Origin of the sequence: Variovorax sp. RCC_210 (assembly GCF_041355175.1) — a bacterium.
Lineage (GTDB): Bacteria > Pseudomonadota > Gammaproteobacteria > Burkholderiales > Burkholderiaceae_C > Variovorax.
The window spans coordinates 13,242-38,528 of record NZ_JBFUPJ010000026.1; the positions used below are offsets into that span (position 1 = coordinate 13,242).

31 protein-coding genes and 1 pseudogene are annotated in these 25,287 nt (G+C 62.2%); 13 read left to right on the forward strand and 19 right to left on the reverse strand.

The window, feature by feature from the left end; translation table 11 throughout:
- Positions 1 to 41: 41 nt before the first annotated feature.
- On the reverse strand, positions 42 to 587 hold the full coding sequence (locus tag AB6807_RS38290; protein WP_371088675.1) for a carboxymuconolactone decarboxylase family protein: 546 nt from the start codon (positions 585 to 587) through the stop codon (positions 42 to 44).
- Positions 588 to 681: 94 nt separating this feature from the next.
- Here AB6807_RS38290 and AB6807_RS38295 point away from each other — a divergent pair, with 94 nt between their 5' ends.
- Positions 682 to 1,548, forward strand: coding sequence for an AraC family transcriptional regulator (locus AB6807_RS38295; RefSeq protein WP_371088676.1), 867 nt, complete (start codon positions 682 to 684; stop codon positions 1,546 to 1,548).
- A gap of 483 nt (positions 1,549 to 2,031) precedes the next feature.
- On the opposite strand, the gene AB6807_RS38300 is transcribed toward AB6807_RS38295, so the two are convergent.
- The 3 genes and pseudogenes from AB6807_RS38300 to AB6807_RS38310 all read right to left on the reverse strand — a co-directional run bounded on the left by AB6807_RS38300 (position 2,032) and on the right by AB6807_RS38310 (position 5,142).
- The gene (locus tag AB6807_RS38300) at positions 2,032 to 2,238 is read right to left on the reverse strand and encodes a hypothetical protein (protein ID WP_371088677.1); all 207 of its coding nucleotides are present in this window, start codon (positions 2,236 to 2,238) and stop codon (positions 2,032 to 2,034) included.
- A 213-nt stretch (positions 2,239 to 2,451) separates the two neighbouring features.
- Positions 2,452 to 2,690 (reverse strand): annotated as a pseudogene (locus tag AB6807_RS38305) (DUF1275 family protein); the annotation flags it as partial.
- Positions 2,691 to 2,769: 79 nt separating this feature from the next.
- Entirely contained in the window at positions 2,770 to 5,142 is a 2,373-nt protein-coding gene (locus AB6807_RS38310; RefSeq protein WP_371088678.1) for a phosphoketolase, read from the reverse strand.
- Between the two features lie 164 nt (positions 5,143 to 5,306).
- Between AB6807_RS38310 and AB6807_RS38315 the strand changes: the two genes are divergently transcribed.
- On the forward strand, positions 5,307 to 5,738 hold the full coding sequence (locus tag AB6807_RS38315; protein WP_116914147.1) for a universal stress protein: 432 nt from the start codon (positions 5,307 to 5,309) through the stop codon (positions 5,736 to 5,738).
- Positions 5,739 to 5,896: 158 nt separating this feature from the next.
- Here AB6807_RS38315 and AB6807_RS38320 read toward each other — a convergent pair whose 3' ends face one another.
- Together AB6807_RS38320 and AB6807_RS38325 are read right to left on the reverse strand one after the other, a co-directional pair.
- A complete protein-coding gene (locus AB6807_RS38320; RefSeq protein WP_286517316.1) occupies positions 5,897 to 6,133 on the reverse strand; it encodes a hypothetical protein in 237 nt (78 codons plus the stop codon).
- 203 nt (positions 6,134 to 6,336) lie between these two features.
- A complete protein-coding gene (locus AB6807_RS38325; RefSeq protein WP_116914145.1) occupies positions 6,337 to 7,014 on the reverse strand; it encodes an XRE family transcriptional regulator in 678 nt (225 codons plus the stop codon).
- A 145-nt stretch (positions 7,015 to 7,159) separates the two neighbouring features.
- Here AB6807_RS38325 and AB6807_RS38330 point away from each other — a divergent pair, with 145 nt between their 5' ends.
- The 3 genes from AB6807_RS38330 to AB6807_RS38340 all read left to right on the forward strand — a co-directional run bounded on the left by AB6807_RS38330 (position 7,160) and on the right by AB6807_RS38340 (position 8,239).
- Positions 7,160 to 7,690, forward strand: a complete 531-nt coding sequence (locus AB6807_RS38330; RefSeq protein ID WP_132749173.1) for a hypothetical protein — start codon at positions 7,160 to 7,162, stop codon at positions 7,688 to 7,690.
- Positions 7,691 to 7,735: 45 nt separating this feature from the next.
- Positions 7,736 to 7,948, forward strand: a complete 213-nt coding sequence (locus tag AB6807_RS38335) for a hypothetical protein (protein WP_116914143.1) — start codon at positions 7,736 to 7,738, stop codon at positions 7,946 to 7,948.
- A 93-nt stretch (positions 7,949 to 8,041) separates the two neighbouring features.
- Entirely contained in the window at positions 8,042 to 8,239 is a 198-nt protein-coding gene (locus AB6807_RS38340) for a hypothetical protein (RefSeq protein ID WP_132749171.1), read from the forward strand.
- 502 nt (positions 8,240 to 8,741) lie between these two features.
- Here AB6807_RS38340 and AB6807_RS38345 read toward each other — a convergent pair.
- The 6 genes from AB6807_RS38345 to AB6807_RS38370 all read right to left on the reverse strand — a co-directional run bounded on the left by AB6807_RS38345 (position 8,742) and on the right by AB6807_RS38370 (position 13,673).
- Positions 8,742 to 8,903, reverse strand: coding sequence for a hypothetical protein (locus AB6807_RS38345; RefSeq protein WP_165840559.1), 162 nt, complete (start codon positions 8,901 to 8,903; stop codon positions 8,742 to 8,744).
- Positions 8,904 to 10,584: 1,681 nt separating this feature from the next.
- Entirely contained in the window at positions 10,585 to 10,890 is a 306-nt protein-coding gene (locus tag AB6807_RS38350) for a hypothetical protein (RefSeq protein WP_371088679.1), read from the reverse strand.
- 567 nt (positions 10,891 to 11,457) lie between these two features.
- Entirely contained in the window at positions 11,458 to 12,582 is a 1,125-nt protein-coding gene (locus tag AB6807_RS38355; protein ID WP_116914141.1) for a HAMP domain-containing sensor histidine kinase, read from the reverse strand.
- 13 nt (positions 12,583 to 12,595) lie between these two features.
- Positions 12,596 to 12,841: a hypothetical protein gene (locus AB6807_RS38360; protein WP_116914140.1), complete on the reverse strand. Its 246-nt coding sequence runs from the start codon at positions 12,839 to 12,841 to the stop codon at positions 12,596 to 12,598.
- A 330-nt stretch (positions 12,842 to 13,171) separates the two neighbouring features.
- A complete protein-coding gene (locus AB6807_RS38365) occupies positions 13,172 to 13,435 on the reverse strand; it encodes a hypothetical protein (protein ID WP_132749167.1) in 264 nt (87 codons plus the stop codon).
- 1 nt (position 13,436) lies between these two features.
- On the reverse strand, positions 13,437 to 13,673 hold the full coding sequence (locus AB6807_RS38370) for a hypothetical protein (protein WP_116914139.1): 237 nt from the start codon (positions 13,671 to 13,673) through the stop codon (positions 13,437 to 13,439).
- Between the two features lie 180 nt (positions 13,674 to 13,853).
- Between AB6807_RS38370 and AB6807_RS38375 the strand changes: the two genes are divergently transcribed.
- Positions 13,854 to 14,594, forward strand: a complete 741-nt coding sequence (locus AB6807_RS38375; RefSeq protein WP_116914138.1) for a Crp/Fnr family transcriptional regulator — start codon at positions 13,854 to 13,856, stop codon at positions 14,592 to 14,594.
- Positions 14,595 to 14,712: 118 nt separating this feature from the next.
- Positions 14,713 to 15,426 (forward strand): Crp/Fnr family transcriptional regulator, encoded by a 714-nt coding sequence (locus tag AB6807_RS38380; protein ID WP_371088680.1) that lies wholly within the window; start codon positions 14,713 to 14,715, stop codon positions 15,424 to 15,426.
- Between the two features lie 31 nt (positions 15,427 to 15,457).
- Here the strand turns inward: AB6807_RS38380 and AB6807_RS38385 are convergent, their stop codons facing one another.
- Positions 15,458 to 15,637 carry a hypothetical protein gene (locus tag AB6807_RS38385; RefSeq protein WP_132749165.1) on the reverse strand — a complete coding sequence of 60 codons (180 nt, stop codon included), beginning with the start codon at positions 15,635 to 15,637 and terminating at the stop codon, positions 15,458 to 15,460.
- An 885-nt stretch (positions 15,638 to 16,522) separates the two neighbouring features.
- Here AB6807_RS38385 and AB6807_RS38390 point away from each other — a divergent pair.
- Complete coding sequence (locus AB6807_RS38390) at positions 16,523 to 16,741, forward strand: hypothetical protein (protein WP_371088681.1); 219 nt, start codon at positions 16,523 to 16,525, stop codon at positions 16,739 to 16,741.
- On the opposite strand, the gene AB6807_RS38395 is transcribed toward AB6807_RS38390, so the two are convergent.
- From AB6807_RS38395 to AB6807_RS38405, 3 genes are all read right to left on the reverse strand, one after another.
- Entirely contained in the window at positions 16,738 to 17,112 is a 375-nt protein-coding gene (locus AB6807_RS38395) for a response regulator (RefSeq protein WP_116914136.1), read from the reverse strand. The genes AB6807_RS38390 and AB6807_RS38395 overlap by 4 nt on opposite strands.
- Positions 17,113 to 17,331: 219 nt before the next feature.
- Complete coding sequence (ligD, locus tag AB6807_RS38400) at positions 17,332 to 19,890, reverse strand: DNA ligase D (protein WP_371088682.1); 2,559 nt, start codon at positions 19,888 to 19,890, stop codon at positions 17,332 to 17,334.
- Positions 19,891 to 19,902: 12 nt separating this feature from the next.
- Entirely contained in the window at positions 19,903 to 20,082 is a 180-nt protein-coding gene (locus AB6807_RS38405) for a DUF3606 domain-containing protein (RefSeq protein WP_116914134.1), read from the reverse strand.
- Between the two features lie 174 nt (positions 20,083 to 20,256).
- On the opposite strand from AB6807_RS38405, the gene AB6807_RS38410 reads away from it, so the two are divergent.
- Positions 20,257 to 20,340, forward strand: a complete 84-nt coding sequence (locus AB6807_RS38410; protein WP_371088703.1) for a low affinity iron permease family protein — start codon at positions 20,257 to 20,259, stop codon at positions 20,338 to 20,340.
- 297 nt (positions 20,341 to 20,637) lie between these two features.
- Here AB6807_RS38410 and AB6807_RS38415 read toward each other — a convergent pair whose 3' ends face one another.
- From AB6807_RS38415 to AB6807_RS38425, 3 genes are all read right to left on the reverse strand, one after another.
- Positions 20,638 to 21,045, reverse strand: coding sequence for an Hsp20/alpha crystallin family protein (locus AB6807_RS38415; protein ID WP_371088683.1), 408 nt, complete (start codon positions 21,043 to 21,045; stop codon positions 20,638 to 20,640).
- A 25-nt stretch (positions 21,046 to 21,070) separates the two neighbouring features.
- Positions 21,071 to 21,508 (reverse strand): Hsp20/alpha crystallin family protein, encoded by a 438-nt coding sequence (locus tag AB6807_RS38420; protein ID WP_116914132.1) that lies wholly within the window; start codon positions 21,506 to 21,508, stop codon positions 21,071 to 21,073.
- 102 nt (positions 21,509 to 21,610) lie between these two features.
- A complete protein-coding gene (locus tag AB6807_RS38425; protein WP_371088684.1) occupies positions 21,611 to 21,937 on the reverse strand; it encodes a hypothetical protein in 327 nt (108 codons plus the stop codon).
- A gap of 240 nt (positions 21,938 to 22,177) precedes the next feature.
- On the opposite strand from AB6807_RS38425, the gene AB6807_RS38430 reads away from it, so the two are divergent.
- From AB6807_RS38430 to AB6807_RS38445, 4 genes are all read left to right on the forward strand, one after another.
- Entirely contained in the window at positions 22,178 to 22,711 is a 534-nt protein-coding gene (locus AB6807_RS38430; RefSeq protein WP_371088685.1) for a DUF4142 domain-containing protein, read from the forward strand.
- 52 nt (positions 22,712 to 22,763) lie between these two features.
- Complete coding sequence (locus AB6807_RS38435) at positions 22,764 to 23,012, forward strand: GlsB/YeaQ/YmgE family stress response membrane protein (RefSeq protein WP_116914130.1); 249 nt, start codon at positions 22,764 to 22,766, stop codon at positions 23,010 to 23,012.
- A gap of 743 nt (positions 23,013 to 23,755) precedes the next feature.
- Positions 23,756 to 24,976, forward strand: a complete 1,221-nt coding sequence (locus AB6807_RS38440) for a zinc-dependent alcohol dehydrogenase (RefSeq protein ID WP_116914129.1) — start codon at positions 23,756 to 23,758, stop codon at positions 24,974 to 24,976.
- 34 nt (positions 24,977 to 25,010) lie between these two features.
- Complete coding sequence (locus AB6807_RS38445) at positions 25,011 to 25,226, forward strand: DUF3606 domain-containing protein (protein WP_116914128.1); 216 nt, start codon at positions 25,011 to 25,013, stop codon at positions 25,224 to 25,226.
- The last annotated feature ends 61 nt before the right edge of the window (positions 25,227 to 25,287 follow it).

Here is a 25,287-nt window from a genome sequence, read left to right on the forward strand (position 1 = left end):
GCGTCCCTCGCTTCCCGGGACGGTTTTTTAATGGGTTACTTTCACGCAGCGGCGCGCAGCTTGACCGAGGGGAAGTCGACCGGCACGTCGAACGCCACGTTCACGTAGTTGGTGAACAGGTTCAGCGCCACATGCGCCAGGATCTCGACGATGTGCTGGTCGTCGAATCCTGCATCGCGCAACACCTGCACATCCGCAGCGTCGACCTGGCCGCGCTCGTCGACCACCTTGAGCGCAAAGCGCAACGCCGCGGCGGTCGGCGGGTCGGACGATTCGCCGGCCTGCGCGGCCGCCATGTCCGCGGCGGACACGCCAGCCTTGCGGCCCAGCGCCGTGTGCGCGGCCAGGCAGTAGTTGCAGGCGTTGCGGTCGGCCACCGCCACTGCGATCTGCTCGCCGAGCTGCGCGGAGATGACGCCGCCGCCGAGCGCGCCGAAGGAACCCCACAGGCTCTTGAGCGCGGCCGGCGAGTTGGCGACGGCGCGGAACATGTTGGGCGTGGCGCCGAACGCGCCGTGAATCTGGCCGAGGAGCGCCTGGGATTCGCCAATGGCTGCGGCTTGGGTAACGAGTTGAATGCGGGACATGAAGGGATCCTTGGAAGTGGTCGAAGTCCACAGTGTCTTGGTCAAATCCGTATGATTCGGTTCGTTTCGTCCAAGGTACATATCTTTTCGTCCAATGCCGCCGCCCACCATGCCGTCGATCGACCGGCTGTCCTCGCTGCTGGAGCGCTTCCGTGTGCGGGCGCATCTGTTCCACGCCGGCCCGTTGTGCGGCACTACCCACTTCGCAGCGAAGCCGGGACGCGGATTCCTGCATGTGCTGCGTCACGGCGAAATGGTGGTCACGCATTCCGCGCGCGCGGGCGTGCCGCGCAAGCTGGTCGTGAAGGAGCCCAGCCTGCTTTTCTATCCACGACCGCTGGCGCACGACTTCCACAACGCGCCCACGGAAGGATCCGACTTCGTGTGCGCAACCCTCGATTTCGACGGGGGCGAGGCTCATCCGCTCGTGCGGGCGCTGCCGGCCCTGATTCGACTCCCATTGCACGCCGTGGAAGGCCTCGAGCAGTCACTGGCACTGCTGTTTGCCGAGACCACCCGGGTCCTCTGTGGGCACCGGCTGTTGGCGGACAGGATGTTCGATGTGGTGCTGATCCAGCTCTTGCGGTGGCTGCTCGACCATCCTCAGGAAGCCGAGCTACCTACAGGCCTGCTCACGGGACTGGGCGATCAGAAGCTCGCCCGTGTACTGGTCGCGATGCACGAGCGGCCGGGTGAACCATGGTCGCTGGAGGACATGGCTCGGGAGGCAGGTTTGTCGCGCAGCGCCTTCGCCCAGCACTTCAAGGCCAGGGTCGGAACGACGCCGGCAGATTACCTGGCCAGCTGGCGCCTCAGCATCGCGCAAGCTGAACTCAGAAAGGGCGCCTCTCTGAAGGCCATCGCAGCCAGCCTGGGCTATGCGAATGCTTCAGCGCTGTCCCGTGCCTTTGCGCAGAGAGTCGGGATTTCGCCACGCGAATGGCTTGCCTCGTCAAGCTGAGCGGGCAACGCGCGTCTTTGCGTGGACATCGCTCGCGGGGCCACGCAACCGCACCCCTTTTCTTTGCGGGCGCGATGACGCGGTCAATGGCAGCCCTGAACTCGGGGGCGATGCGAGAACCTTATCCAGGTGGACGCAGCCCCTCAATCAGCATCATGGAAATGGCACCCGGCAACAACCTGGATTTTTGCGATGGCGCATGGCACTCAGGGGCAACGAAGAGCGGCGGCTGATCTTCAAATGCGGTGGTCGCACGCCTGTGACGTGCAGATCAGCGACCCACACTGACAGCGCCGACGCTGGGGGGCGTTCCTCTCCCGACCACCCCCGGCGAGGGAGCGAGGGGTCAGAAATGTTCAGGAACGGGATGTGCCCGGTTCACCCCGGCGAAGCCTCCGCGGGGACCATCCGAAGCCGCTTCAAAACTTCGGCCGGCGTGGCAAGTGCAACTGGTCGGCCAAATCCGCCATAGCCTCTGGTTGTCTACTCGGCCAGTTCGAATCGCTTCTGAAGTTCACGGATTGCACGCGCAATCTCGGGGCGATGCTGGTCGACGTTCGTTTCGCTGCGTACTGTCCAGTTTGCTGCGCCAGCGCGCTCGGCGGCTGCGACCACTTTGGCCCGGCCGAGGTCAGTGATCAACGCGAAAAGTGCCGAATCACTAGCTACGAAATCCAGTAGCGCGTCCATGAGCTCGTTCGCGGTTCGGCGTTCCTTTTTCACAATCGCTCCCAAAAGGAAGACGATAGAAGCAAGGAAGCTTCCACAAGATTACATGTGCGTTAGGCCAGAGCCCCGGCCGCCCAAAGCGTTAAATAGTTCGCGATCTGCTTCACCTGAGACCGGGGCTGTTGGATTCCGCCCATCTCCACCTTCGGGGGGTGAGGATCAAAACTTGAACTGGCTGACGAGGATGGCGCAGACGGCGGCGCCGCTCATGAACGCCAGGATGGGGCCCTGCGCCATTCAGCGGCAGGGTGGCATTGCGCCGCGCCATGCCGTCGAGCAGCTGCGAGGCGAAGCTGGTCATGTGCGAGGGTGTAGAGGTGCAGCACCAGGAAGCCGCCCGCATTGATGGCGCCGGCATTGAAGGTCAGCAGCAGGCCGAGCGCCAGGTTTGTCGAGGGCGCCCAGTGGCGGATGGTGAGCTAGCGGACTAGCGGACTAGCGGAGTCTGCGCACGGGCACCTTGCAGGCTGGTGCCGGCCTGCCTTCAGGCTGTCAGTGCTGCTCCCAGCGCCAGTTCTCGATGTCCGGCATGTCCTTGCCGTGGCGCACGATGTAGGCTCGATGTTCGAGCAGCCGGTCGCGCAGGTGCTGCTGCACGTGACCGGCGGTGTCGCGGATGCGCGGCACGCGGTCGATGGCGTCGGCGGCCAGGTGGAAGCGGTCGAGCCGGTTGAGCACCGTCATGTCGAAGGGTGTGGTGGTGGTGCCTTCTTCCAGGTAGCCGTGCACGTGGAAGTTGCCGTGGTTGCGCCGCTTGTAGGTCAACCGGTGGATCAGCGCCGGATAACCGTGGAAGGCGAAGATCACCGGCGCGTCGGTGCTGAAGATGGAGTCGAACACCGCGTCCTCCAGCCCGTGCGGATGGCCCGAGGGCGATTCGAGCGCCATCAGGTCGACCACGTTCACCACGCGCACCTTCAGATCGGGCAGCAGCGTGCGCAGCAGGTCGACGGCGGCCATGGTCTCCAGCGTGGGCACGTCGCCGGCGCAGGCCATCACCACGTCGGGCGCCACGCCGTGGTCGTTGCTGGCCCATTCCCAGATGCCCAGGCCCACCGTGCAGTGGCGCTCGGCCGCGGCCATGTCCAGCCACTGCGCCTCGGGCTGCTTGCCGGCCACGATCACGTTGACGTAGTTGCGGCTGCGCAGGCAGTGGTTCGTGACGGACAGCAGCGTGTTGGCGTCGGGCGGCAGATACACCCGCACCACCTCGGCCTTCTTGTTGACGACGTGGTCGATGAAGCCCGGGTCCTGGTGGCTGAAACCGTTGTGGTCCTGGCGCCAGACGTGGCTGGTCAGCAGGTAGTTCAGCGACGCGATGGGGCGGCGCCACGGAATGTGGCGCGTCACCTTCAGCCACTTCGCATGCTGGTTGAACATCGAGTCGACGATGTGGATGAAGGCCTCGTAGCACGAGAAGAAGCCGTGCCGACCCGTCAGCAGGTAGCCTTCAAGCCAGCCCTGGCACAGGTGCTCGCTCAGCACTTCCATCACCCGCCCGTCGGGCGCCACGTGGTCGTCGCCGGGCAGGATCTCGGCGGTCGAGGTGCGGTTGCTCACCTCGAACACCGCACCCAGGCGGTTGGACGCGGTCTCGTCGGGCCCCATGAGCCGAAAATTGCTGTCCGCCGCGTTGAGCCGCATCACGTCGCGCAGGAACTCGCCCACCACGCGCGTCGCCTCGGCATCGACGGCGCCGGGCTTGGCCACCGTGACGGCGTAGCCGCGGAAGTCGGGCAGCTTGAGATTCTTCAGCAGCAGGCCGCCGTTGGCGTGCGGGTTGGCGCTCATGCGGCGCGTGCCCTGCGGCGACAGGGCGGCAAGGTCGGCCCGCAGGGCGCCGTCGGCATCGAACAGTTCTTCCGGCCGGTAGCTCTGCATCCACTGCTGCAGCAGCGCGATGTGCCCGGGCTTGTCGGCAAAGCCGGTGAGCGGCACTTGGTGCGCGCGCTGCGTGCCCTCGATGGGCAGGCCGTCCACTGTCTTCGGCCCGGTCCAGCCCTTGGGCGAGCGCAGCACGATCATGGGCCAGTGGTGTCGGCGGCTGAAGCCGTCGGAGCGCGCTTCCACCTGGATGGCGCGGATGGCATCGAGCGAGGTGTCCAGGGTGGACGCCATCAGTCCGTGCATCAGCGCGGGGTCGTCGCCCGACACGAAGCGCGGCTCGTAACCGTAGCCGCGCAACAGCTGTGTGAGCTGTTCGTCGCCGATGCGTGCGAGCACCGTCGGCCCCGCGATCTTGTAGCCGTTCAGGTGCAGGATCGGCAGCACCGCGCCGTCGCATGCGGGGTTGAGGAACTTGTTCGAATGCCAGCTGGCCGCGAGCGCGCCGGTCTCGGCCTCGCCGTCGCCGATGACGCAGCAGGCCAGCAGGGCGGGGTTGTCGAACACCGCGCCGTGCGCGTGCAGCAGCGAATAACCGAGCTCGCCGCCTTCGTGGATCGACCCGGGCGTTTCTGGCGACACGTGGCTGGGGATGCCACCCGGGAACGAGAACTGCGTGAAGAGGCGCTTGAGGCCTTCCGCGTCGCGCGAAATGTGCGGATACACCTCGGTGTAGGTGCCTTCGAGGTAGGTGCTGGCCACCACGCCCGGCCCGCCGTGGCCTGGACCGGCGATGAAGATGGTGTCGAGCCCGCGCGCGTTGATGGCGCGGTTCATGTGCGCATAGATGAAGTTCAGCCCCGGCGTGGTGCCCCAGTGGCCCAGCAGGCGCGGTTTGATGTGTTCAAGCGCCAGCGGCTCGCGCAGCAGCGGGTTGTCCATCAGGTAGATCTGGCCCACCGAGAGGTAGTTGGCGGCGCGCCACCAGGCGTCCAGCAGGGTGAAGTCTTCCAGGGGCGGGTGAACGGCGGGGTTTGGCATGCGTCGGGCTCCAGTCAGGGCGTGCGGGCGCCTGCGATGGCAGGCAGTGTCTTGGAGCGAATGTGCGCGCACTGCGCCCTCGGGTCTGTACGACGTCGCACAGACCGCCTGCCGGGTGGGTCTCCAGAATGACCGGTTCATGAAACTTCACCAAACAAAAGCAAATGAAATTTCTTCTTGCAACTGATGGGTCAGCCCCAGCCTTACGGGCCGTCAAGTACGCAGCGAAGCTCGTCGCGCTCATGGAGGAATCGCGCGAGCACAAGGTCACGCTGGTCAGCGTGCATGACGACGCGGGCCTGCGCCATGCCAAAGCGCTCGTGGGCAGCGAGGCCGTACAGGATTATTTGCGTGAACTCAGCGACAAGGAGCTTCGGCCCGCCATCAGGGCGCTCGACGCCGCCGGCATTCGGCACGACATCGTGATTCGCACCGGCAGCATCGCCGGGGAGATCGTCGCACTCGCGAACAAGGGTAGGTTCGACATGATCGTGCTGGGTTCGAAGGGACGCGGCGCGATGATGGATCTTCTGATCGGCTCCGTGGCCCAGCGTGTACTTGCCACTGCGAAGCAGCCGGTGACGCTGGTGAAGTAGGCGCATGTTGCCTCGCCGCGGCGTCACCCTGACAGCACCGGAAGAAGCTCCCCGCATGGCGACCCAGCCCTCCGCGGAAATTTCCAGGACGAGGATTCAGGCGCTGGCGAAGCGCTGGTCCACCGACCTTCGGCAGGACGTGCACTGGCGGCCGCACGTCACTCATTACCTCCGCTTCGAAGTCGCAGGTCCGCCCACTGGATACAGCGCTCCAGGACCATTTCAGCGACCTCCAAGCGTGTGCGCTTCCTGTCGACGACCTGCAAGACGGCTTTGAGGACTGAGTGCTCGAAAATTTCCGCTCTGCACACCACGGTTCGTCCATCGGTACTCTGCTCGACGTGGAACACAAATTCAAAGCGATCCCGGTATTGCGGGGGCACGGTCAGCTTCATCCCTGTACTCGAGGTTAGGCGGCCTTGCGATGCGAAGATATGTATGGGAAGCCCGCGGAAACCGTGGGGAACTGCACGGGATCCATTCTTTTCTATCCTTTCACTGCCGTCCCAAATCAATCGAATCGGACCGGTTTTTTGGGATAGAAAATATATCTCTAGATTGAAAATCTATCTATGCGGCCGTGCGTTTTTTGCGACGGCTAGCGAAATCGCTTGGTGAATTCGCGCACCACACCAATGACCTTGGCATCGCCGAGCGGTTTCAAGGGATAGCGGCTGTTCAAGGGCTTGAGATAGAGGTCGCCGCCGTCTTTCACGAGTTGTTTGAACGTGGTCTCGCGCGCTGCATTCAATGCAATGACATAGTCACCCGGAATTGCCTCCATGTCGGGCTCCACGATCAGGATCGACCCGGCAGGAAACGAGTCTCCGACATCACTGACCATGCTGTCCCCGTGCACCCGCAACGCGTAGGTGTGCTTCTTGACCGGCACGCTCACAGGGACAGTGTCGAACTGTGTCGCCGGCTTGAAGTTGTCGATGACGGTGTAGTTGCCGGCCTCAACCTCCGACACGAGAGGAACTTCAAATCTCATGTCGGCACCCCGCGCACCCGCTGACACCCCGGAGACCAACTCGGCGATGGAGATTCCGAGCAGTTTCGCCACTCGCCCTTGATTGGCCCGCTTTGGAGCTGTGCCGCCTTGTTTTTCCCATTGCTGTACTGCGCCACGGCTCACCCCCAACGCAACAGCAAATTGCTGCTCGCTCATCTGGAGACGCTTGCGTCCTTCGCGAATTAAACGGCTGCTGGTCACAGGCCCTAGAGTAGGCGCTGTTTCAGATAGAAATAAAATCCATGATAGCTCTTCCATCATCGGGGTAGGGAAATCCTTAGAGATCCGATAGTTTGGTTGGGTTTGACCAAACTTCTATCGTAGGTCGCACGCTTTAGTAGTCTTACTATCAGGCGCCTGTCGGCTCGGTCGGTAATAGTTCACCGGCAGTCTTGGAAGAGCCCCTATGTCCAGTGATGGCAATTTCTATGAATTGCGCATGACTACGCCCAGCGAAGTCTTTGGCAGCACCATGCTCGGGGTCCGCGTAAGGGCCGCTTGCCAGATGCCGTTTGCCGAGAATTCGATCGGTTCAGTTCAGGACCATATCAACCGTCAGTTTCGATATTTCGAGGCGCTCGGAAAATTCATCATGTTCGCCGACGGCGCGGTCTTCGTTGGAGCTCGTGTGAGTTCCATCGTCGACACGACAGCAAGCATTTGCTGGAAGTCTGCTTTCTACCCGGGGCCGCGTCATCGGCGAGCCATCCAGGGAGGGCACGGTGAACTGCTCCCTCTGGGCTTTCACGGACGGTTCGATCTGTACCTGCAGCAAGCCGAGGACATGCCTGGTGGTGCGAAAGCCTCCGTTGTGGCTAGATCAGGGCTGGGCGAGGCAACCACGCTCGATTGCAAGATCGGCATGCCCGCGGATGTCGCACATGCCCTGCGCGAAGGCATGATGCGCGCGAGGCTCCTGGCTGCCGGGCCTCCATAGCAGCAGTTGCGGGACCAGTCCCCTGAGAGCACGCCGGTGCGAGCGATGAAAAAGCCGATCTTCCACAGCGCAACCATCACGTTGAAGCTCCCGCTAGACATCAGCGCGCACGAAGAAATCGAGGCCCTGCGAACTGCAGGCATTCCGGTCGACGCGCTGGGCAATGCGAAATCCGGTTTTCTTTTCGTGCGAACCGTTGGAGGCGGCGCGCAGAGCCAGCAGAACATCTTTCGGTGGTTTGCCTCCCACATACGCTAGATCCACCGGCTTGCAAGGGGATCGGTCTCATCAGACACGGGTGGTGTGGCCGATTGGACGACGCTTTGGTTTTCAATGGACGGAGGAGGAAAAATGACCGAAAAGATTCGGCTCAACGATGAGCAATGGAACAAACTGCTCAGCCTGCCCCACGAGGGCGAGACCAAAACGCATGGGGAGCCAAGCCATGTGTCGAACAGGTTGAGGTCACATGGATTGGTGACACAAGACAGCCAGGGCCGCGAGCACCTTACCGAACAAGGAATTCGTCGATTGAGCCAAGGCCGGTAGTTTTTGCACGCTCATGCTGGCCGCCGCGCTCCGCCAGTAGTTGCGTGAGTACGCACGGTCAACCAGACTGCCTCAACGGGCCTGCCTGAAATCCGCCGGGGCCTTGCCGGTCCAGCGCTTGAAGGAGCGGAAGAAAAGTTGGGCTCCGAAAAGCCGAGCAGAAGGCTATCTCGGTCAGCGTGGCGATGCCTGCCGCCAAGTAGCGCTGCGCCATCTCCAGGCGGACGTTGTCGAGCAGCGTCGAAAAGCGCACCCTCTCGCTGCCAGGCGACGCCGCTGCGTGCGAGCGCTGAGAAAGCGCCCGCGATACACGCTCTCGGTGTCTGGCACGTCGCCGTGCAACTTCGGCTCCAGGATCTTGCGCACCGCCGCCGCGGTACCGCTGGATGAGGCTTCGTAGGGCCCGCAGGTCGGGTTCGACTGCCGACTCGAACATCGTGGTCACACCCTGGTTGGTGCTGACCAGCGGCAGGTCGTTGTCGGCGCGCCTAAATACGGTCAATCATGGGACGAACCAATCCGAGCGCATCGGCTGCAGCCCGACGAAGAGTCCCGTGGCCGGGTTGGCGGCCTTCTCGTACATCACGAGGAAGACGCGGTCGGCCTGTTGGCTGCTCAGCGGCGTCCTCAGGTCGTCGGTTTCGGGACCGGCAAGTGCGGGCATCGCGCCCAGATTGACACCGGCCTTTTGCAGGCGATTGAGCCTTTTCCAAAGGAAGGCGCGCCAGCGTCATAGCGACGTGTCGAACGGACCCGCTTTTCGCAAGCCCATGCTGTGGGCGGCGTCGAACAGGGGGAGTCCGCATCGAGGCCCGGGCAGGCCGCGCCGACGTAACGAGCTGAAGAATGGCCGCCCCGATCAGCCCGAGGAAGGAGGCCGACCTGCATCAGGAGCGAGGACCCGAACGGTGGCGGCCGTTAAACCACACCTTTTTGTAAGAGGTGCCGGCCTTCCCGCGTAATTCCGTGGACGACCGCAGACTGCGGTTGTGCATCTGGTGAAGTGCGTTGCACCGTTGCCGTGATGACCAGCGCAGCGCGGAGTAGCACTATTTGTCTGATGTCTTCGGGATCAGTGACGGTGAGCGGCAATGTTGCTCGTTCGATGACGCGAAGAAAATTGAGGGGCATGACATCAGGTCATTGAAGCGACGAAATTTTAAACCGAAAAACGGCCACTCGTGACGATAAAAAATGCGATGGACAGCCCTTAACTCTTGCTCAAATAATTTTAGGACGGAAAGGATCGCTATCCACCTATTTTTCCCAGATAAAAAATCCAAAGTACCATGATTAAATGCAATTTCGCTGCGACAGCTCCCGCAATAATGTGCGCAGCAGCGACCATTGGAAATGCATCGATCTGGACAACCCTCAACAATAGGATTGGGGCCAAACGAGAAATTTCTAAGTGCTACAAGAGGGGTCTAAGAACTGGGAGCCCGTATTTTGAAAAACGGTGGCTGTTTTCATTTCAGAAAAAAGCGCGTCGAAGCGCCATCCTTTTCCTACAAGTATCCCTGGTTGGCAGGGTGGGAGCCAGCAGCCTCAAGCGACGGGGTTTCGCCTGGCAGAGAGAGCTGGAACTCCGTCACGGCTTCAATCGAGGGACCTGAACAGATCCAGCATGCGCCAGCGCTATTTCTCGGAGGACATGCAGACCAGGGCCGACGTTCGCACGCGCAACCTCGGATTCCGAACCGAAGTGAAAGAGCGGCCATCTAGGCGTGCTCTCACATTGCCTGCCGTCCTTGAGCGCGCAGGGCAGGCGCGGGCGCCCCCGGGAGCTTGCGATGAAAACTTCCATGACCCCACTCGCAATTGCCGTCGAAATGTCTCGAGGAGGCTGCCCTGGTCGAGGCAGGGCCCCGGCTTCGGTCGCCTCCAGATCAGCCAGCCTGCCCCCGCTCATCGCGCCGACGCCGCGGAATCGAACCGGACGCTGGAGTTCTGCACCGCCCACATCCGCAGCACGCATTGGCCTCACGCGCGCAGGGTAGCGCTGAACTCAGACTTTCGGCAGCGTCACGGGATTTCCGTTGAGCACCGCAGGTGCCAGCCTTTTGCCTATCCTGCCCCGCTGGTTCAGTCCAACAATGTTCAAGCGTGTTGGGTTGACATTCAGTTTTTCGCAATCGGAAATCCAGCCTCTTTTCGAATGCCGGTAGAGAGTTGGTGACTACGTGATGCGCCCGCGTTCAATCCACGTGCGAATCACGGGTTGGTACTCCCAGGAGAGATGCCGCGCTGGTCACCATGGAACGCGGCCTTGGGATGACCCATCCGGGCATGGGTTGCCTCGCTGTTTGGTGTCAAGGTTCCGGACCGTCGCCTCCGGACCAGCGCTACAGAAAATCTGAAATTGGTGCCGGCGAAGGTTGCCTTTGCTCAGCCGTCCCATGAGAACAGGTTGGAAACGCGTTGTCTTTTAGCCGAAGGTCAGCCCATCGTATGCATCGTTCCAAGACAGCATCGGTGACTTCCAAGCGGGTTTGATTTTTTGTCGCGATTTGCAGCGTTGCTTTCAGAATCGAACGCTCAAAGATTTCCGCCCGGCACACCACCGTTTTTCCATCGGCGCTCTGATCAATGTGAAATATGAATTCGAACCGGTCGCGGTATTGCGGCGGAACAGTCAGTTTCATCCCCATTGGATATCTCTCTCTGGCGCAGCTCAGCTCCCACTGCGCTTTATCAAACTAATGCATTATTTTTACTTCATTGGACCCGATGGTTTTATTGGGGTAAACAGCTATCGACTCAAAGAAGCGGTGACCTTTACAGAATGCGGCAGCGGATGCCAACGAACGGGCCCCCACTTACCGGAACAGCGCGGTATGCCCCTACGCGGAAGCGGACCGTCATTGGCTGGAGCAAAAGCATTACTCACTTGGGACGGGTCAAATGGTGGCGACCGGAATGCGACAGTCGGGTCCAGCCCTTGTGGAACTGGCTGGTGAACGATGAGCTCTAGGAAGGCTTGCATGCTTCTTCTTCGGGAGCGCTTTCGAAGGCATCGAAAAGACTTCCAGATTTCTCGAAGCTCGAGCGTCCACTTTCCGAGCTTCCAACATTGACTCGACAGTGGCGGCATTGAGCTGTCGCACCGTAAGCACCCAGGGAATTCATTGACTGGAGAAGCCGAGGCAACGGGAAATGCGCAATGAAAAATGACGCCCTGGAGGGTTCGGCGCGCCACGAGGTGAACGGCCTGTGGCCTACTGCAGCGCTTGGCGAGGCAGGGAGATGGTGAAGACGCAACCGGAGTTCGGGACGTCACGCACTGTTAGCGCGCCCTCATCGGCTTCGATGCTTTGACGTGCGATGGACAGCCCGAGCCCAAGGCCTGCGCGCCCGTCGTCGTTAGGCTTGAAGGGCACGAACATCTTGGCCGCGCCGCCAGGAGGCAAGCCGCCGCAGTGGTCCTCCACATCGATGAGGACATGCTCGCCGAAGGCATACGCATTCAGCGTGACCAGCGAGTCCTTTCGCGTGAACTTGAACGCGTTCTGCAGCAGATTGGCCAGGGCCGCGTGCAGCAGATCTCGATTGGCGTGCACTGCCAACCCTGGGTCCACGGCACGCACTTCGAAAACTGCCGCTTTCATATTCGGGTCGAGGCGGGCCGCCAGTTCGACGTCGACGATGAAGGTGGCGACCGAGAAAGTCTGGCGCTGGTCCGATCCTTCACCCCGGACTTCTGCAGTCGCTCTGCTGATCAACAGGCCGAGCGTGGAAAGGCTGCGCTTGAGAATCGCACCGGTGGCGCCACCAATCTGCATGTTGCCGAGTTCGAGCGCCCGAACCGCGAGGGTGGCCGTGCCCTGCGAGTTGCGCAGTTCATGAACCAGGAAGCCCAAGCGCTGCTTCTCGCCGGCCGTTTGCTGCACCAACAGCAATGCATCGCGCTGAGAGCTGAACTCGGTCACCGCGTCTGCAATGGCGTTGTACAGGCAGCGATTCAGAGTGCGGAACTCACCCACCGCAAACGGCGCGTCGCGCTCGAACGCCAGGTCGGTGATCGCCTGGCAAAGATCGCCGTAGTCATGCACCACCTGATCCACGGTGTAGCCGAGGTTCAGAAGTTCCTTGCCGTGCGCGGTAGCACTCACGCCGATCTCCGACAACGCGAGCGAGTCACCCCCGGAGGGACCGGAGATGGCGATGCTCGCTGCCGCGTCGTCGTTGTTCTCAGCGACAAGCGTTCGCGTGAGCTGGTCGAGAAACATCGGCACCCCGTGGGCCAACTGCTTGGCGGTGGCCGCGCGCAAAGGACGCTGTGCCACCTTCAGCTTGCATCTGGCGACCAGTTCGTCGCGGTTGTTGGAAAGAAATCGATGCATGTCCGTTTGCGCTTCACGCGCATTTTTGTTTGATATCAGATCGAGCCTTTTCCTGTGCGACGGCCAAGCTTCCCTTTGCCGTGATGACCTTCACCAGCATGGCGTGGAGCCCGATGCCCGATTTTGTGGAATGCATCTGAGGCGAGGCTTCGATGAACCCATCGTCATGGAGTCGCTTTGCAGCGGCGAAGTCGGCCTGCAGGGTGAGGATCCTGGGCGGCAGCATGCGGTCGAGGCGCATCAGAAGTTGAATGTCCATAGGAGCTCTCTGAAGTGCGGCCGCGGCTAAGTGCATCGCTGCCTGCTGGCAGCGTCTCCGGAATGGCGGGGGGCGTCTGTGCGCCCCCGTACAGACTGGTTGGAATTCGCAACCTCAACTGTCCTCGCCAGCAAGGCGTCATGTCACATGCGTCAGACCCCATACGACCCGTTCAGCATGGGTGGGAGTCATTGGAAGGATTGCTGCGTTCGCTACCCGCTGCGCGAACAGGTCGCCGACTTGCCGAGTGCCACGTGGGCCCACCGGAGTTCCGACAGGGCAGCGTGTCGCTGCCTCGCCATCCGAGTTGATCCTGAAAGCAATCGGACGTCAGCGTCGCCCGGGGCCTGCGGCGCTTGGAAACACCGCCGCTTCGCTGTTTTCCGCCGAGGCGGATTTCCCCCGAGGCGTTACGCACATCACGATGGCCTGACCCGAATAGACGGTTCGTCCGCGCTCGTGCAGTACGGGCGGCAACTCGGCTTCGATGAGCCCGGAACTGCGCAGCACTTCGCACTTCTGGATCTCGTCCTGGTCGCCGAGCTTCAGGGGCAGTTGCGCGCAACAGAGGCGATTGAGTAGTCGCATGGGCATTTCAGGCTCCTGGGGGCCGACTGGCGGACGTGCGAATCGCTGATGCGTCGGGTGCGCTGGCTTCGCGGTCGATGTTGGCGCGCAAAGCGTCATCGAGCACGGGTTGCTTGCCGCTGCTCATGCGCGTCTGCGCGATCCATACCACCGCGTGGTGCAGGATCTTCGGCAGCTGCCTGCCACTCAGGTAGGCCCGAACCAGCTTGTCGGCGGCGATTTCCGAATGGTTCGTCGAGTGCATCGTTTGTTCCTCCAGAACAGATGGGTCTGGCTCCCACGCTAGCCAGAAACAGGCTCGAGCACCGTTCGCCAGCGCACCGACGCGCTCATCTGGCAATATGGCTCGGGTGTGTGCGCCACCGTACAGACATGCGGAGTTTCGCCGCGGAATCATGTGAGCTTTGGAAGGATCCTCCCCACTATGGCGTTGCCCCCGCGTTCGTCTTCGCTCAATGTCGCCACCGCGCACAACGGCCTCCTGGATGCCATCCCGCCCGAAGTGATGGTCCGAATGGCACCGTCCCTGGAACTGGTGCGACTGAGCCTGGGCGAGGTGCTCTATGAGTCTGGCGTGGTGCAGCAGCACGTGTTTTTCCCGACCGACAGCATCGTTTCGCTGCTGTATGTGCTGGAGAACGGCCAGTCGGCCGAGATTGCGGTCGTGGGCTTCGAGGGCATGGTGGGCGTGTCGCTGCTCATGGGCGGGGGCAGCACGCCCAACCGCGCGGTGGTGCAAAGCGCCGGCCATGCCTTTCGCTTGAGTGCCAGCCATATCAAGGAACTGACGGACAAGGGTGGGCCGCTGCTGCATCTGCTGCTGCGCTACACGCAGTCGCTGATCACGCAGATGTCTCAGACGGCGGTGTGCAACCGGCACCATTCGCTGGAGCAGCAGCTGTGCCGCTGGCTGCTGTTGAGCCTGGACCGCCTGCCCGGCAACGAACTGGTGATGACGCAGGAGCTCATTGCCAACATGCTCGGCGTGCGGCGTGAAGGGGTGACCGAGGCGGCGGGCAAGCTGCAGCGCCTGAGCCTCATCAAGTACGCGCGCGGCCACATCACGGTGCTCGACCGGCAGGGGCTGGAGCGGCAGGTGTGCGAATGCTACGAAGTCGTCAAGCGTGAGACCGACCGGCTGCTGCCGCAGCGGCCGGCCATCTGAGGCGGTGTGTGGGTGCGGCGGCGCACAGAGGGCGGGCCGCCGACGGGCAAGAATGGCTCGCCAGCGCTCTTGCAGCGCTGGCGTTCCTGACTTCTTCCTCTTCCTGACAGGCGGTTCCGTGACTTCAGATCCGTCCGCCTTCATGGTTAACCGGCTGCTCGAGGCCTTGCCTCCCAACGACCACACCCGGCTGCTCGCGCGCTGCGATCAGGTGCAGTTGGAGGCCGCGCAGGTGCTGTACGAGCCGGGCGACATCATCCGCCACGTGCACTTTCCCACCTCGGCCTTCGTGTCGCTGGTGTCCACCGCGGATGGGCACGATGGTCTGCAAGCTGGCATGGTGGGCAACGAAGGCGCATTGGGCTACGAGCTGTCGCTCGGCGCGCAACGCGCTCCATTGCGCACGCTGGTCCAGGGTGCCGGCTTGGCGTGGCGACTCTCGGCGGAGTCGTTCGAGCAGGAACTGGCGGCCAGCACCGCGCTGAAGCGCGTGCTGCACCGCTATGTGTGCGTGCTGCTGACCGAGTTCGGCCGCTCGGGCCTGTGCCATCAGTTCCACCAGATCGAGGAGCGCCTGGCGCGCTGGCTGCTCACCACGCAGGACTGTGCGCATTCCGCGCAACTGGCGCTCACGCACGAGGTGCTGGGGCGCATGCTGGGTGTGCGCCGGGTAGGCATCACCAACGCGGCCACGGCGCTGCACGCGCGTGGCCTCATCTACTACCGGCGCGGCGTCATCGCCATCACCGACCGCCAGGGACTGGAGAACGCGGCCTGCGACTGCTACCGCGCCAACCGGCGTAGCTACTCGGAACTCATTGCACGGGGCTAGTTAGCGTCGTATCAGGCCGCGCCGTTGCGAATCACCTGGTCAGGCAGCCGGCGGATTCCTGGCAGGCCTGCCAGCGCTGGCAGAGGCGCCAGCAACATGTCGAGATCCACTTGCTGCCGACGGCCTCAGGCCGACTGGCCGCGCCAAAAGTCGCCCATGTGGCGAAGTGCTCCCCATCGACCTGATTCAGTTGGGCAGCGATCAGCTTCATGACTTGCTCCCGGACCGAGTAGCGCTCTCAGTGTTCACAGGGTTGGAATGAACAGTGCCGCCTCCAATTCACCGGAGTGGAAAAACGTGCGATTTCTAGGCATGGTGTGATGGGGGACGCAATGCAGGACTGACCCGATCCATGCGGTGAAGGAACCAGGCAGGTTTTGTGCGGGGACGCGGGCGGACCGATGCCCCCGACTGAAGCCGCGGAGTGCTGATCGGTTGGATGCGGCAAGGGTGGAAGCGACGATATTGATCAAGTGGCTCGTGCGTCCCTGCAGCGCCTTCAACTTTTCGGTATTGAGATCCGAAGCGGTCTTCGTCGAACTCGTAACCCTTGACTATCTCGGCCCGCGGCACGATCTTCTTTGCTTGGTTCGCCGCGACGTATTGCTGCCTGACTCGGGAGCCTTCCCTTGGAGAGCATGTTGAAGTGGACGAACGCCGAACTCTGCGTCGCTCTGTGGCGCAAAACCGGTATCGGCGCCAGGCCGAGAGCAAGTGAAGCGACGCAATCGATCGAGGGCGGCCATGGTGATCGCTTCGTCCAGAGGATCAACATGCCACCTATCAAAGGTCTCTCGGGAACAGGCAGGACTCGCCGGAATCTCTCAGTGCTGTCATACGCGGGTGCAAAATGACCGGATGACGATACCAAGTTCTTCGCCTGGTCAGCCGGGCGATGATTCCGCGACGCACCTGAGGGTGAGCGGTGGCGCACTTTTTCAGCCAGCGCCCCACGGGCGGGCTGAGACATTCTCCGGTGGCACCCGGGTACCCTCGGGGTGGGCAAACGACGAGTTGCTTAAACCCCTGTTCATGCCCCGAGAACAAGACGAGTCCTATCGCGGGGTTATCGACCCGTAGGGGATGAATGATGCCGATGGATTTTTTACGCAGGATTGAACACGCCGAGTTTCCGCTGGCAGTGGAAGACTTCCGAGACGTCAACAACGCAGCGGTGTTGAAAGCAGCTGGACTCATCGAAGCAGAACTCGTTGAAGCCGTTGATGGCGACCCTGATCCGTGCTGTGCACTCATCAAGCGCATCACGCCGGAAGGCAGGGCGGCGCTCGCAGGGACACTCAAGCCCGACGTCTAGGGAGGCGGCGGAAGACGCTCGAGGAAATCCAGGAGCCCGTCTATTTCGGTGGACTTGTCGAAAATCGCGTCTGCCCCGAGCTCGTTCGCTCGGCGACGGATTTCCTCGGTGGCATAGTTAGAGAAGATGACCACGCGCTGGCCAGCGCGTCGATTCGCACAGCTCGCGAGGACGCCCAGGCCCGACCCCTCGCGCAGGAAGAGGTCCACCACCGCCACGTCCCAACCGTCGTGAGACTCAAGCCAGGCGATCGCCTCGGCTTCGGTCTCGGCGACACCTTCCACGCGGGCCTCGGACAACGCCTCAAGCGTCGGAATTAGGTTGTCGCGGATTACCTTGTTGTCTTCGACGAGCAATGCATGAATGACCATGCTGCGAAGCTAAGCTGTAAATCCGTCTCATTTGTAGGAAATAGGGTCGGCGAAAGGAAAGCATTTCATCCGACAGAAGGTCGGGCCGGCAAAACCAGCGTTCGAACAGGGCCTACGCTTCCTTGCCGGTCCCGATGTGTTCCGCTGCGACGCCGTCGAGCGCTGGCGATCTCCGAGGCCGTCCATTGGTTTAGCGTCCTCCCTGGCGACCGATGCTTGTCATCGCTTGTACCCCACCAGCTTCATTGCCTCTGCAAGCGGCTGGCGCGTCTTCCAATACCCGGCCCACGGGTCTGACGTCTGGAAAGACAGGTGCTCGCGCGCGGTGCGCACGGTCCATTGGGCGCCGCTCTTCAGCTTGGGAAGATCGTCCCAGCTCACAGGGATCGACACGCCCAGGCCCGGCCGCGCACGTGCGGAGAATGCTGCAGCGGTCGTCGCGCCATGGCCATTTCGCAGGTAGTCGATGAAAAGTTTGCCGACTCGGTTGCTTGGGCCGCTCTTGGCCACGAATCGAATGGGGATCGTCCTGGCCATGTGCTGGACAATGGCTTGAGAAAACCCCTTCACCGTGTCGTAGTCATAGCGCGGCGCCAGCGGGACGACCACATGCAGCCCCTTGCCGCCACTGGTCTTCAGCCAGGACTCCAGCCCCAGAGCGTTGAGCATGGTCCGCATGAGCGCCGCAGCTTCCTGGATGTGTTCCCAGGTCGTCCCTTCGCCGGGGTCGAGGTCGAAAATCATCCGGTCGGGCTTGTCGATGGCCTTGGCCGTCGAATTCCACGTGTGGAACTCAATCACGTTCATCTGCGCGGCGCCGATCAGCGCCTTTGCGTTGCCCACCTCGAGCAGCGACGTATGGCCGGGCCAGAGGGCTTCCGGCAACTCCGTGATGCCGGGAATGCCGATTTTTTCGCCATGCTTCTGGAAGAACAGCTCCCCCGTGACGCCTGCAGGACCGCGAACGAGAGAACAAGGGCGCCCCTTCAGGTGTGGCAGGATGAAATCGGCGACCGATTCGTAATACCTCACCAGGTCGAGTTTGGTGACGCCAGTGGCGGCGTCGATCACCCGCTCGCCGTGACTCACCTTGATCGTTTTTCCGGCGTCCCTGCGGCTGGCGCCGGCGACGGCAATGTCGCTGTCGGCGCCCATAGCTGCAGGCGCGCCAACCACCTTCGGTTGCTCTCTCACGATGGCCTCGGCCGGCTTGTCGTCGCGCAGCCCGATGAAGGATGCATGCCTCACTTGACCGTCAGGCGTCCATTCGGCAAACGAAGCCTCTGCCAGCAGGACTGGCTTCACCCACCGCTCGCTGCCCACCTTGCGCTTGGACCATCGGCCCGGCTTCGAGGTGCCTTTGTCGAAGGGAGATGCGTCGACCGCCAGCGGCAGGAGCTTGCGCTTGAATTCAGCCGCCTCGTCGCCGCTCCAGCCGGTTCCTACGCTGCCTGCAGGGACCAGATTGCCCTGGTCATCATGAATGCCGAGCAGCAAGCTTCCGATCTGGGCGCTGTTGTCCGTCCGGTCCGTATATCCGCACACGACGAATTCCTGGCGGAGCTTGCATTTCAGCTTCAGCCAGGTCTCGCTGCGCCGCGACACATACGGGGCATCGGCCCGTTTGGCGATGACGCCCTCCAGGTGCATCTGGCAGGCAGACTTCAGAATCGAAACCGGATCGGCTGGGAAATCAGCGCTGAAACGCACGTGCTCAGAGGCGCGCGCTTCAAAGAAATCTCGAAGAAGCGCTCGACGCTCCTTCAACGGCACTTGGCGAAGGTCCGCGCCTTCGAAGAAGGGGGCGTCGAAGACGAAATACACAATCCGCTCGGCGCCTTTGCGCTGTTCGAAAGCGTTCTGCAGGGCATTGAAGTCCGGCGCGCCATTGGCGCCCAACACCACAATTTCGCCGTCCAGGAACGCCGAATTCAGGCCGAGCGCGCTGAGTTCGACAACGAGACCTGGCATCTTGGCCGCCCAGTCATGCCCACCGCGGGTGAGCAGGGCCGCCTTGCCCTTCTCGATGCGAGCCATGAGTCTGTAGCCGTCGAATTTGATTTCGTAGAGCCACTCGCCCGACGACGGAATACCGGCGGCCAGCGTGGCGAGCTGGGGCTCGATCCTGGCGGGCAGAACGGCTTTGCGCGCGTGGGCCAGCGGATCTGCCTTTCTGGTCGTCCTGCGTCCAGGGTCCGCTACAGGGCGAGCTGCAGCCTTCTTCAACGGCTTGGAAATGACGCTGTCGGGCAAGGCGGTGAGTACGTCGTACGCCGAGTGCGGCCTCGCGAAGTCGTCTTTTTTCTTGAAAAGAATCCAAGGTTCCTGCCGCTCGCCCCCCTTGGCGATCTTCACAAGTTCCCACAGGCCTTCGAGCTTCTGGCCATGCAGCCTGAACACCAGCTTTCCGTCGGCCAGGCCCTGGCGGGGATCGCCCACAGGCTCCCAGGTGCCGTTGTCCCAAACGATCACTGTGCCGGCGCCGTACTGCTTCGCCGGAATGGTGCCCTCGAAGGAGGAATAGGAAATCGGATGGTCCTCCACGTGGATCGCCATCCGCTTTTCTTTGGGGTCGAAGCTGGGGCCTTTGGGCACAGCCCAAGATAGCATGACTCCATCCAACTCGAGGCGGAAGTCGTAGTGCAGTCGAGAAGCTGCGTGCTTCTGGATCACGAACGACAGCGCGTGCGGGTTGGCCACGCCGCCCTCTGCAGGCTCTGCGGTCACGGCGAAATTGCGCTTCGCCTTGTAGACGGACAGTGCGTCGGCCTTCGGCATGACGGCCCCTTGCTACTGTTTCTTTGCCAGGTACTCGCGGACCTTCTCTGCCGAATTGCCTGCAGCCTTCACGGCTTCGCGCAACTCGCCCGGTGTGCAGCCCAGGCTCTGGGTCCAGTCCCGCACTTCGTAATCTTCTTCAAGCGAAATGAGTTTGCGGTCCCACGCGGTTTTCTTGCTGTCCTCTGTCATGCGCGTCTCCAAAAGAAATAAATACCTTGCAAGGATTCGCGGACTGCCCCTGTAGGCGTTCGTCGCGAGCGCGGCTCAGATGGTGGCAGTTTGCGCAGCCGCGCGGAGGATTGAGCACCGGTGCCGCACGCCCCGTCGGGTCCAGTCGCCGCTGCCGTCGCGACGTTTCTGACGGTGTTGCTGATTCAACAAAGCCAGATTAAGGACAGCGTCGCGCTGCACTTGAAGCTCAATGAGTTGCTGCCAGCATGCAAGTGACGAGCAAGCGAAGGATCGGGATCGAAGAGCTCGATGACAGAGCTGCGCGATGTCGCTGGGTTCTACGTTCAATTGCCGCGCGCGTGGAACCGGCGCGTGCAAGGAGCGTCACTCCATCGACGAACGCTCCGAAACACCACCGGTTTTCTCATGAGGGTGGAGCGCGCCCAGCGCCCCCGTGCGCATCGAACCCGACCTTACTGGGCCGGTCCGCAACATCGATGCGCGCAGCTGAACGGTCATCCACGCAAGTCTTGGCGCAGCGAAGGCCGTCGCCCGGCGCTTGAAAGCCTTGGCTCAGTCGACCTTCACCTCAATACGTCTGGGCTGCGCGTGGGACGTCTTGGGGATTCGAAGCTTCAGGACGCCCTGCGACAACTCCGCCGTCACCTTCTCGGTGTCCAGCTCCTTGCTGAGAGTGAACACGCGCCGAAAGCGGCCAAACTCCACCTCGGTATGGCTTGTCTTCAGCCCTTCGGGTGTCTTCAGGGAGGACGCGGCGTCGATGGTCAGCGTAGCCCCCTCGACATGCAGGTTCAGTCCCTCGCGGCGCACGCCAGGCAAGTCTGCATACAGCGTGATGCCGCTGACATCCTCGATCACATCGACAGGAGGTGTGAGTGCTGCCGCATCGTAGCGAGAAGCATCGGGGGCGGCAGCGTCTTGGCGCATTGCGCGAGCGGCGGTCTGGACATCGTGGTTCATGGTCATCTCCTTTCGATCTGAACAGCTATTGAATATCGATTCGACGCGGCTGTGCGGAGGCGCGACGCTGAACGGTGATGTGAAGAAGGCCGTCTCTCAGTTTCGCATCCACGGCTTCAGGATCTGCGTCTTCGGGCAATGTCATCACACGACGAAATGCGCCTTCGAAACGCTCATGAATATGAACTGCGGCCTTGCCTTCGGGCGGTGGCGCAATGCCCTTTCGCTCTCCGGCAATGGTAAGCAGACCCCGCTCTAAATGGACCTCGAGCGTGGCGGGATCCACGCCAGGGGCAAAGGCGTAGATCTCCAGCGAATGATCAGTGCTCCCAACGTTCAACGCTGGAAACCCGTCGCGCGGAAGTCCGCGGATGTTGGGCGACAGGTCAGCGGCTTGCCGGATGTCTCGTTGGAGCCGATCAAGCTCGGCCAGGACGTCGCGGGGAAAAAGGGAACGGTACATGACAAACCTCCAGAAAGTTGCAGGCACACCCCGGTCGCCGGGGCGGCCATCAAAGCAGAAACGTGTGGCGGCGCGAGGCGCCTTGGTTCGGCGCCGCAGGCTCTACTGCATCCGAGTTGGCTCGCGCGATTCGGACGTCGGGCGAAGGAGCTTGGCCCAGGGCGCGGTTTTGATCCGAGGCATCCTGAAGCGCCACCGAGGAGGGCGTGATTCGGGGTATGGAAATTTCGCGAGTTCTTCGCGGCCCTTTTGCGTGATGGCCAGTACCTGGGCCATAGATGGCGCGTGAGGAGCGTGTGCGGCGGACGAGAACATCGCCACCACCAAGCCGGCTGCACGCAACACCCTGACTTGATCGATGTCCTCGGTGCGATAGAACGTCAAAGGCAAGCGGGAGCCGGCAATTTGCTTGAGCAAGTTCATGGTCATTCGATACCTCCTTTTGCGGGTGACCAGGTTCCGACGGTGTGGAAGTTAGGCGCCTCCCGAAAAGTTTTCAAGAGGACCACCTGGATTTTTTTTTTGGCGCGGTTACAGCCTCGCAGGCGTTCCTGCGGTAGCACTGCACGCCTGACAGCCGACGCCAGTCAAGGCGAAATGGCAACTTCCTACAAAGCGCTCGGTCCGTGCATGCCAGCGTGTCCGCTTCACGAACGACCTGGAGATTCCATGTTCAAGCTCCCAAACTCCGCCGTTATCGCTGCGGCCTCAGCCACGTTGGCGATGTCGATGTTCGCTCCCGTTGCCCAGGCAGCCGGCAAACTCTCATCCGCAGACGAGTCGATGCTCAAGGACATCGCGCAAGCCAACATCGCGGAAATCGACAGCGGCAGGCTTGCGCTCGAAAAATCGACAAATCCCGAGATCAAGAAATTCGCCCAGATGATGGTCGACGACCATTCAAAGGGTTTGGCGGACACGAAGGCGTTGGCGTCGTCCAAGAGTGCAAGCTTGCCTGACGGCCCCGATGCGAAGCACAAAGCAGTGATGATCGAATTCAAGACGCTGTCGGGCGGTCTGTTCGACAGCCGCTACGTGAAGCAGGCGGGCGTGGGTGACCATGAGGCCACCGCGAAGCTCTTGCAGAAGACTCAGGCCGAAGCCAAAGATGCGGACCTCAAGGCCCTTGCCACCAAGATGCTTCCCGTCGTGCAAGGCCATCTCCAACATGCGCAGGATCTCGCCGCCAAGACCGGCAAATGAACCCACAGGCTTGAGGCGGGAGCGCAGCGCCCGCGATTTTTAAGGACTACACATGTCACTCATCTGGACCATCATCATCGGATTTCTTGCAGGCTTGGTAGCGCGGGCGGTACTGCCCGGGCGTCAGTCGCTTGGCATTATCTGGACAACTTTGCTTGGTATTGCCGGGTCGGTGATCGCCACTTACATTGGGCAGGCGCTGGGGTGGTATGCCGCGGGAACTGGCGCGGGATTCATTGCGTCAGTCGTTGGTGCGATCATCGTCCTGGTCATTTACGGGATGGTCACGAAGCGCGCGTGAGCAGCTAGACGCCTGCTGAAAGCTCAGGGTTTCGCGGTCGGGGGGCGGCGCTATCGCTGTGTGCTGCTCGGCCAAACACGGAAGACCGTGTTTGTGTGCTTTTGTGTGCCGATGGGGCCGGCAGTCGCTTTCCCAACCCGCGACCCAGTCGCCTTCGCCGCCCCGCATGGCTTGGCACGGAGCCAGGCTACCTGGGCGGGGCGGGCTTTTCCCTGGCCCACTTTCGTTTCAAGAATGTCTGGTTGCGACCATGGGGAATGAAGCCTTCTGAGCAGCCGCGGAAGACATCCCGTGGCTCCTTCTATAAGGATTGATTTCTCATGACGTGCGCTTGGCCGGCGGCTGTGCCGCTTCCTGCGCTCCCTTCTTGGTCGTCGAATCACTTGGCAGTTCAGCCGGCGTACGCCCATCGGGATTGGCGCCCGTGGTGGGCTTGGGCGTCTTGGTGGGACTGCCCGCTGAATGAACGCTTCGTCGCTGGGTCATGACCGGTCTCCAGTATGTAAAGGAATTCACGATGGCACCTTGAAAACGTGCGTGTGTAGGAGGGTGGCGCGTGAATTCCGAGGAAGGCCGGGCGCCGGGAGCGACCCCTTCCAGCGCCACCCGGCAAACCGGCGCGCAGCCCGAATGCCTGTACTCCTACATGGAGGCTGGATGGCGAGACCTAGGTTTCAGCACCGGGGGCTTTCCCCTTCCCTGCACCTCCTCCCGCCTACCAACCCGCCAAGGAAAACTGCGCCATGAAAGCCCTGACCTACCAATCCTCAAAGAACGTCAGTGTCGAGACGGTGCCCGACCCGGTGCTGGAGCAGGATGACGACGTGCTGCTGCGCGTCACCGCCACGGCCATCTGCGGCTCCGACCTCCACATTTTTCGCGGCAAGATTCCCGACATGGAGTCCGGCGACATCCTCGGCCACGAGTTCATGGGCATCGTCGAGGAGACAGGAAAGGGCGTCACCCGGCTGAAGAAGGGCGACCGCGTGGTTGTGCCCTTCACCATCGCCTGCGGCCAGTGCTTCTTCTGCAACAAGACGCTGTTCGCGGCCTGCGAGACCACCAATCCTGGACGCGGCGCCATCCTCAACAAGAAGAACGTTCGCTCCGGTGCGGGACTGTTCGGCTACTCGCACCTGTATGGCGGCTATCCCGGCGGCCAGGCGGAATACGTGCGCGTGCCCAAGGCCAACGTGGGCCCGCTCGTGATCCCGCCCGGGCTGGCCGATGAGCAGGTGCTGTTCCTTTCGGACATCCTGCCCACGGGCTACCAGGCGGCGTTGAACGGCGAAGTGGGGCCGGGCTCGACGGTGGCCATCTTCGGCGCCGGCCCGGTGGGTCTGATGGCCGCGGCCTCTGCCCGGCTGCTTGGCGCAGAGCGCATCTTCATGGTCGACGAGCACGCGTACCGCCTCGAGTTCGCGCGTGCCACGTACGGCGTGGAGCCTATCAACTTCAAGGACATCGACGACCCTGCAGGTGCCATCATCGAGCGCACCGATTTCCGCGGCGTGGATGCTTCCATCGACGCCGTCGGGTTCGAGGCCAAGGGCAGCACGCTGGAGACGGTCATGACCGACCTCAAGCTCGAAGGCTCCAGCGGCAAGGCGCTGCGGCAGGCCATCGCGGCCACGCGGCGCGGCGGCGTCGTCAGCGTGCCCGGCGTGTACGCGGGCTTCATCCACGGCTTCCTCTTCGGCGACGCGTTCGAGAAGGGCTTGACCTTCAAGATGGGCCAGACACATGCGCAGCAGCACATGCCCAAGCTGCTTGAGCACATCCAGGCAGGCGAGCTGAAGCCCGAGGTGATCATCACGCACCACATGGCGCTGGAGGATGCTGCGCGCGGCTACGACATCTTCGAGAAGGCTGAGGAGGAGTGCCGAAAGGTCGTACTCACGCCCTCCGGGCCGCCGCCCCTGGCGACCGTCACGCTCGAGACCAACGGCGCGTTGCCGCGCTGATCGAAATTCCTTCGAATTCTTAACTGGAGGCCTCATGGCAGATGCTCACGATCCCGCAACACCCCGCATCGACAAGAATGACTCGACGCAGGTCGAACGTTGGACGCGCGAACTCAACGTGACGGGCGAACAGTTGACCGAAGCCATTGCCAAGGTGGGCAACAAGGCGGCCGACGTAGAGCTGTATCTGAAGGGCAGTCGCAGCTCGACCAATGCGGACACTGCGGAAGACGCGGCGAAGGCGAAGTAGCACGCGGGGGGGGCGCGGGGCGCCGGGGCCTCGGCGCGAGCGGCGTCCCCTGGTCGCACCT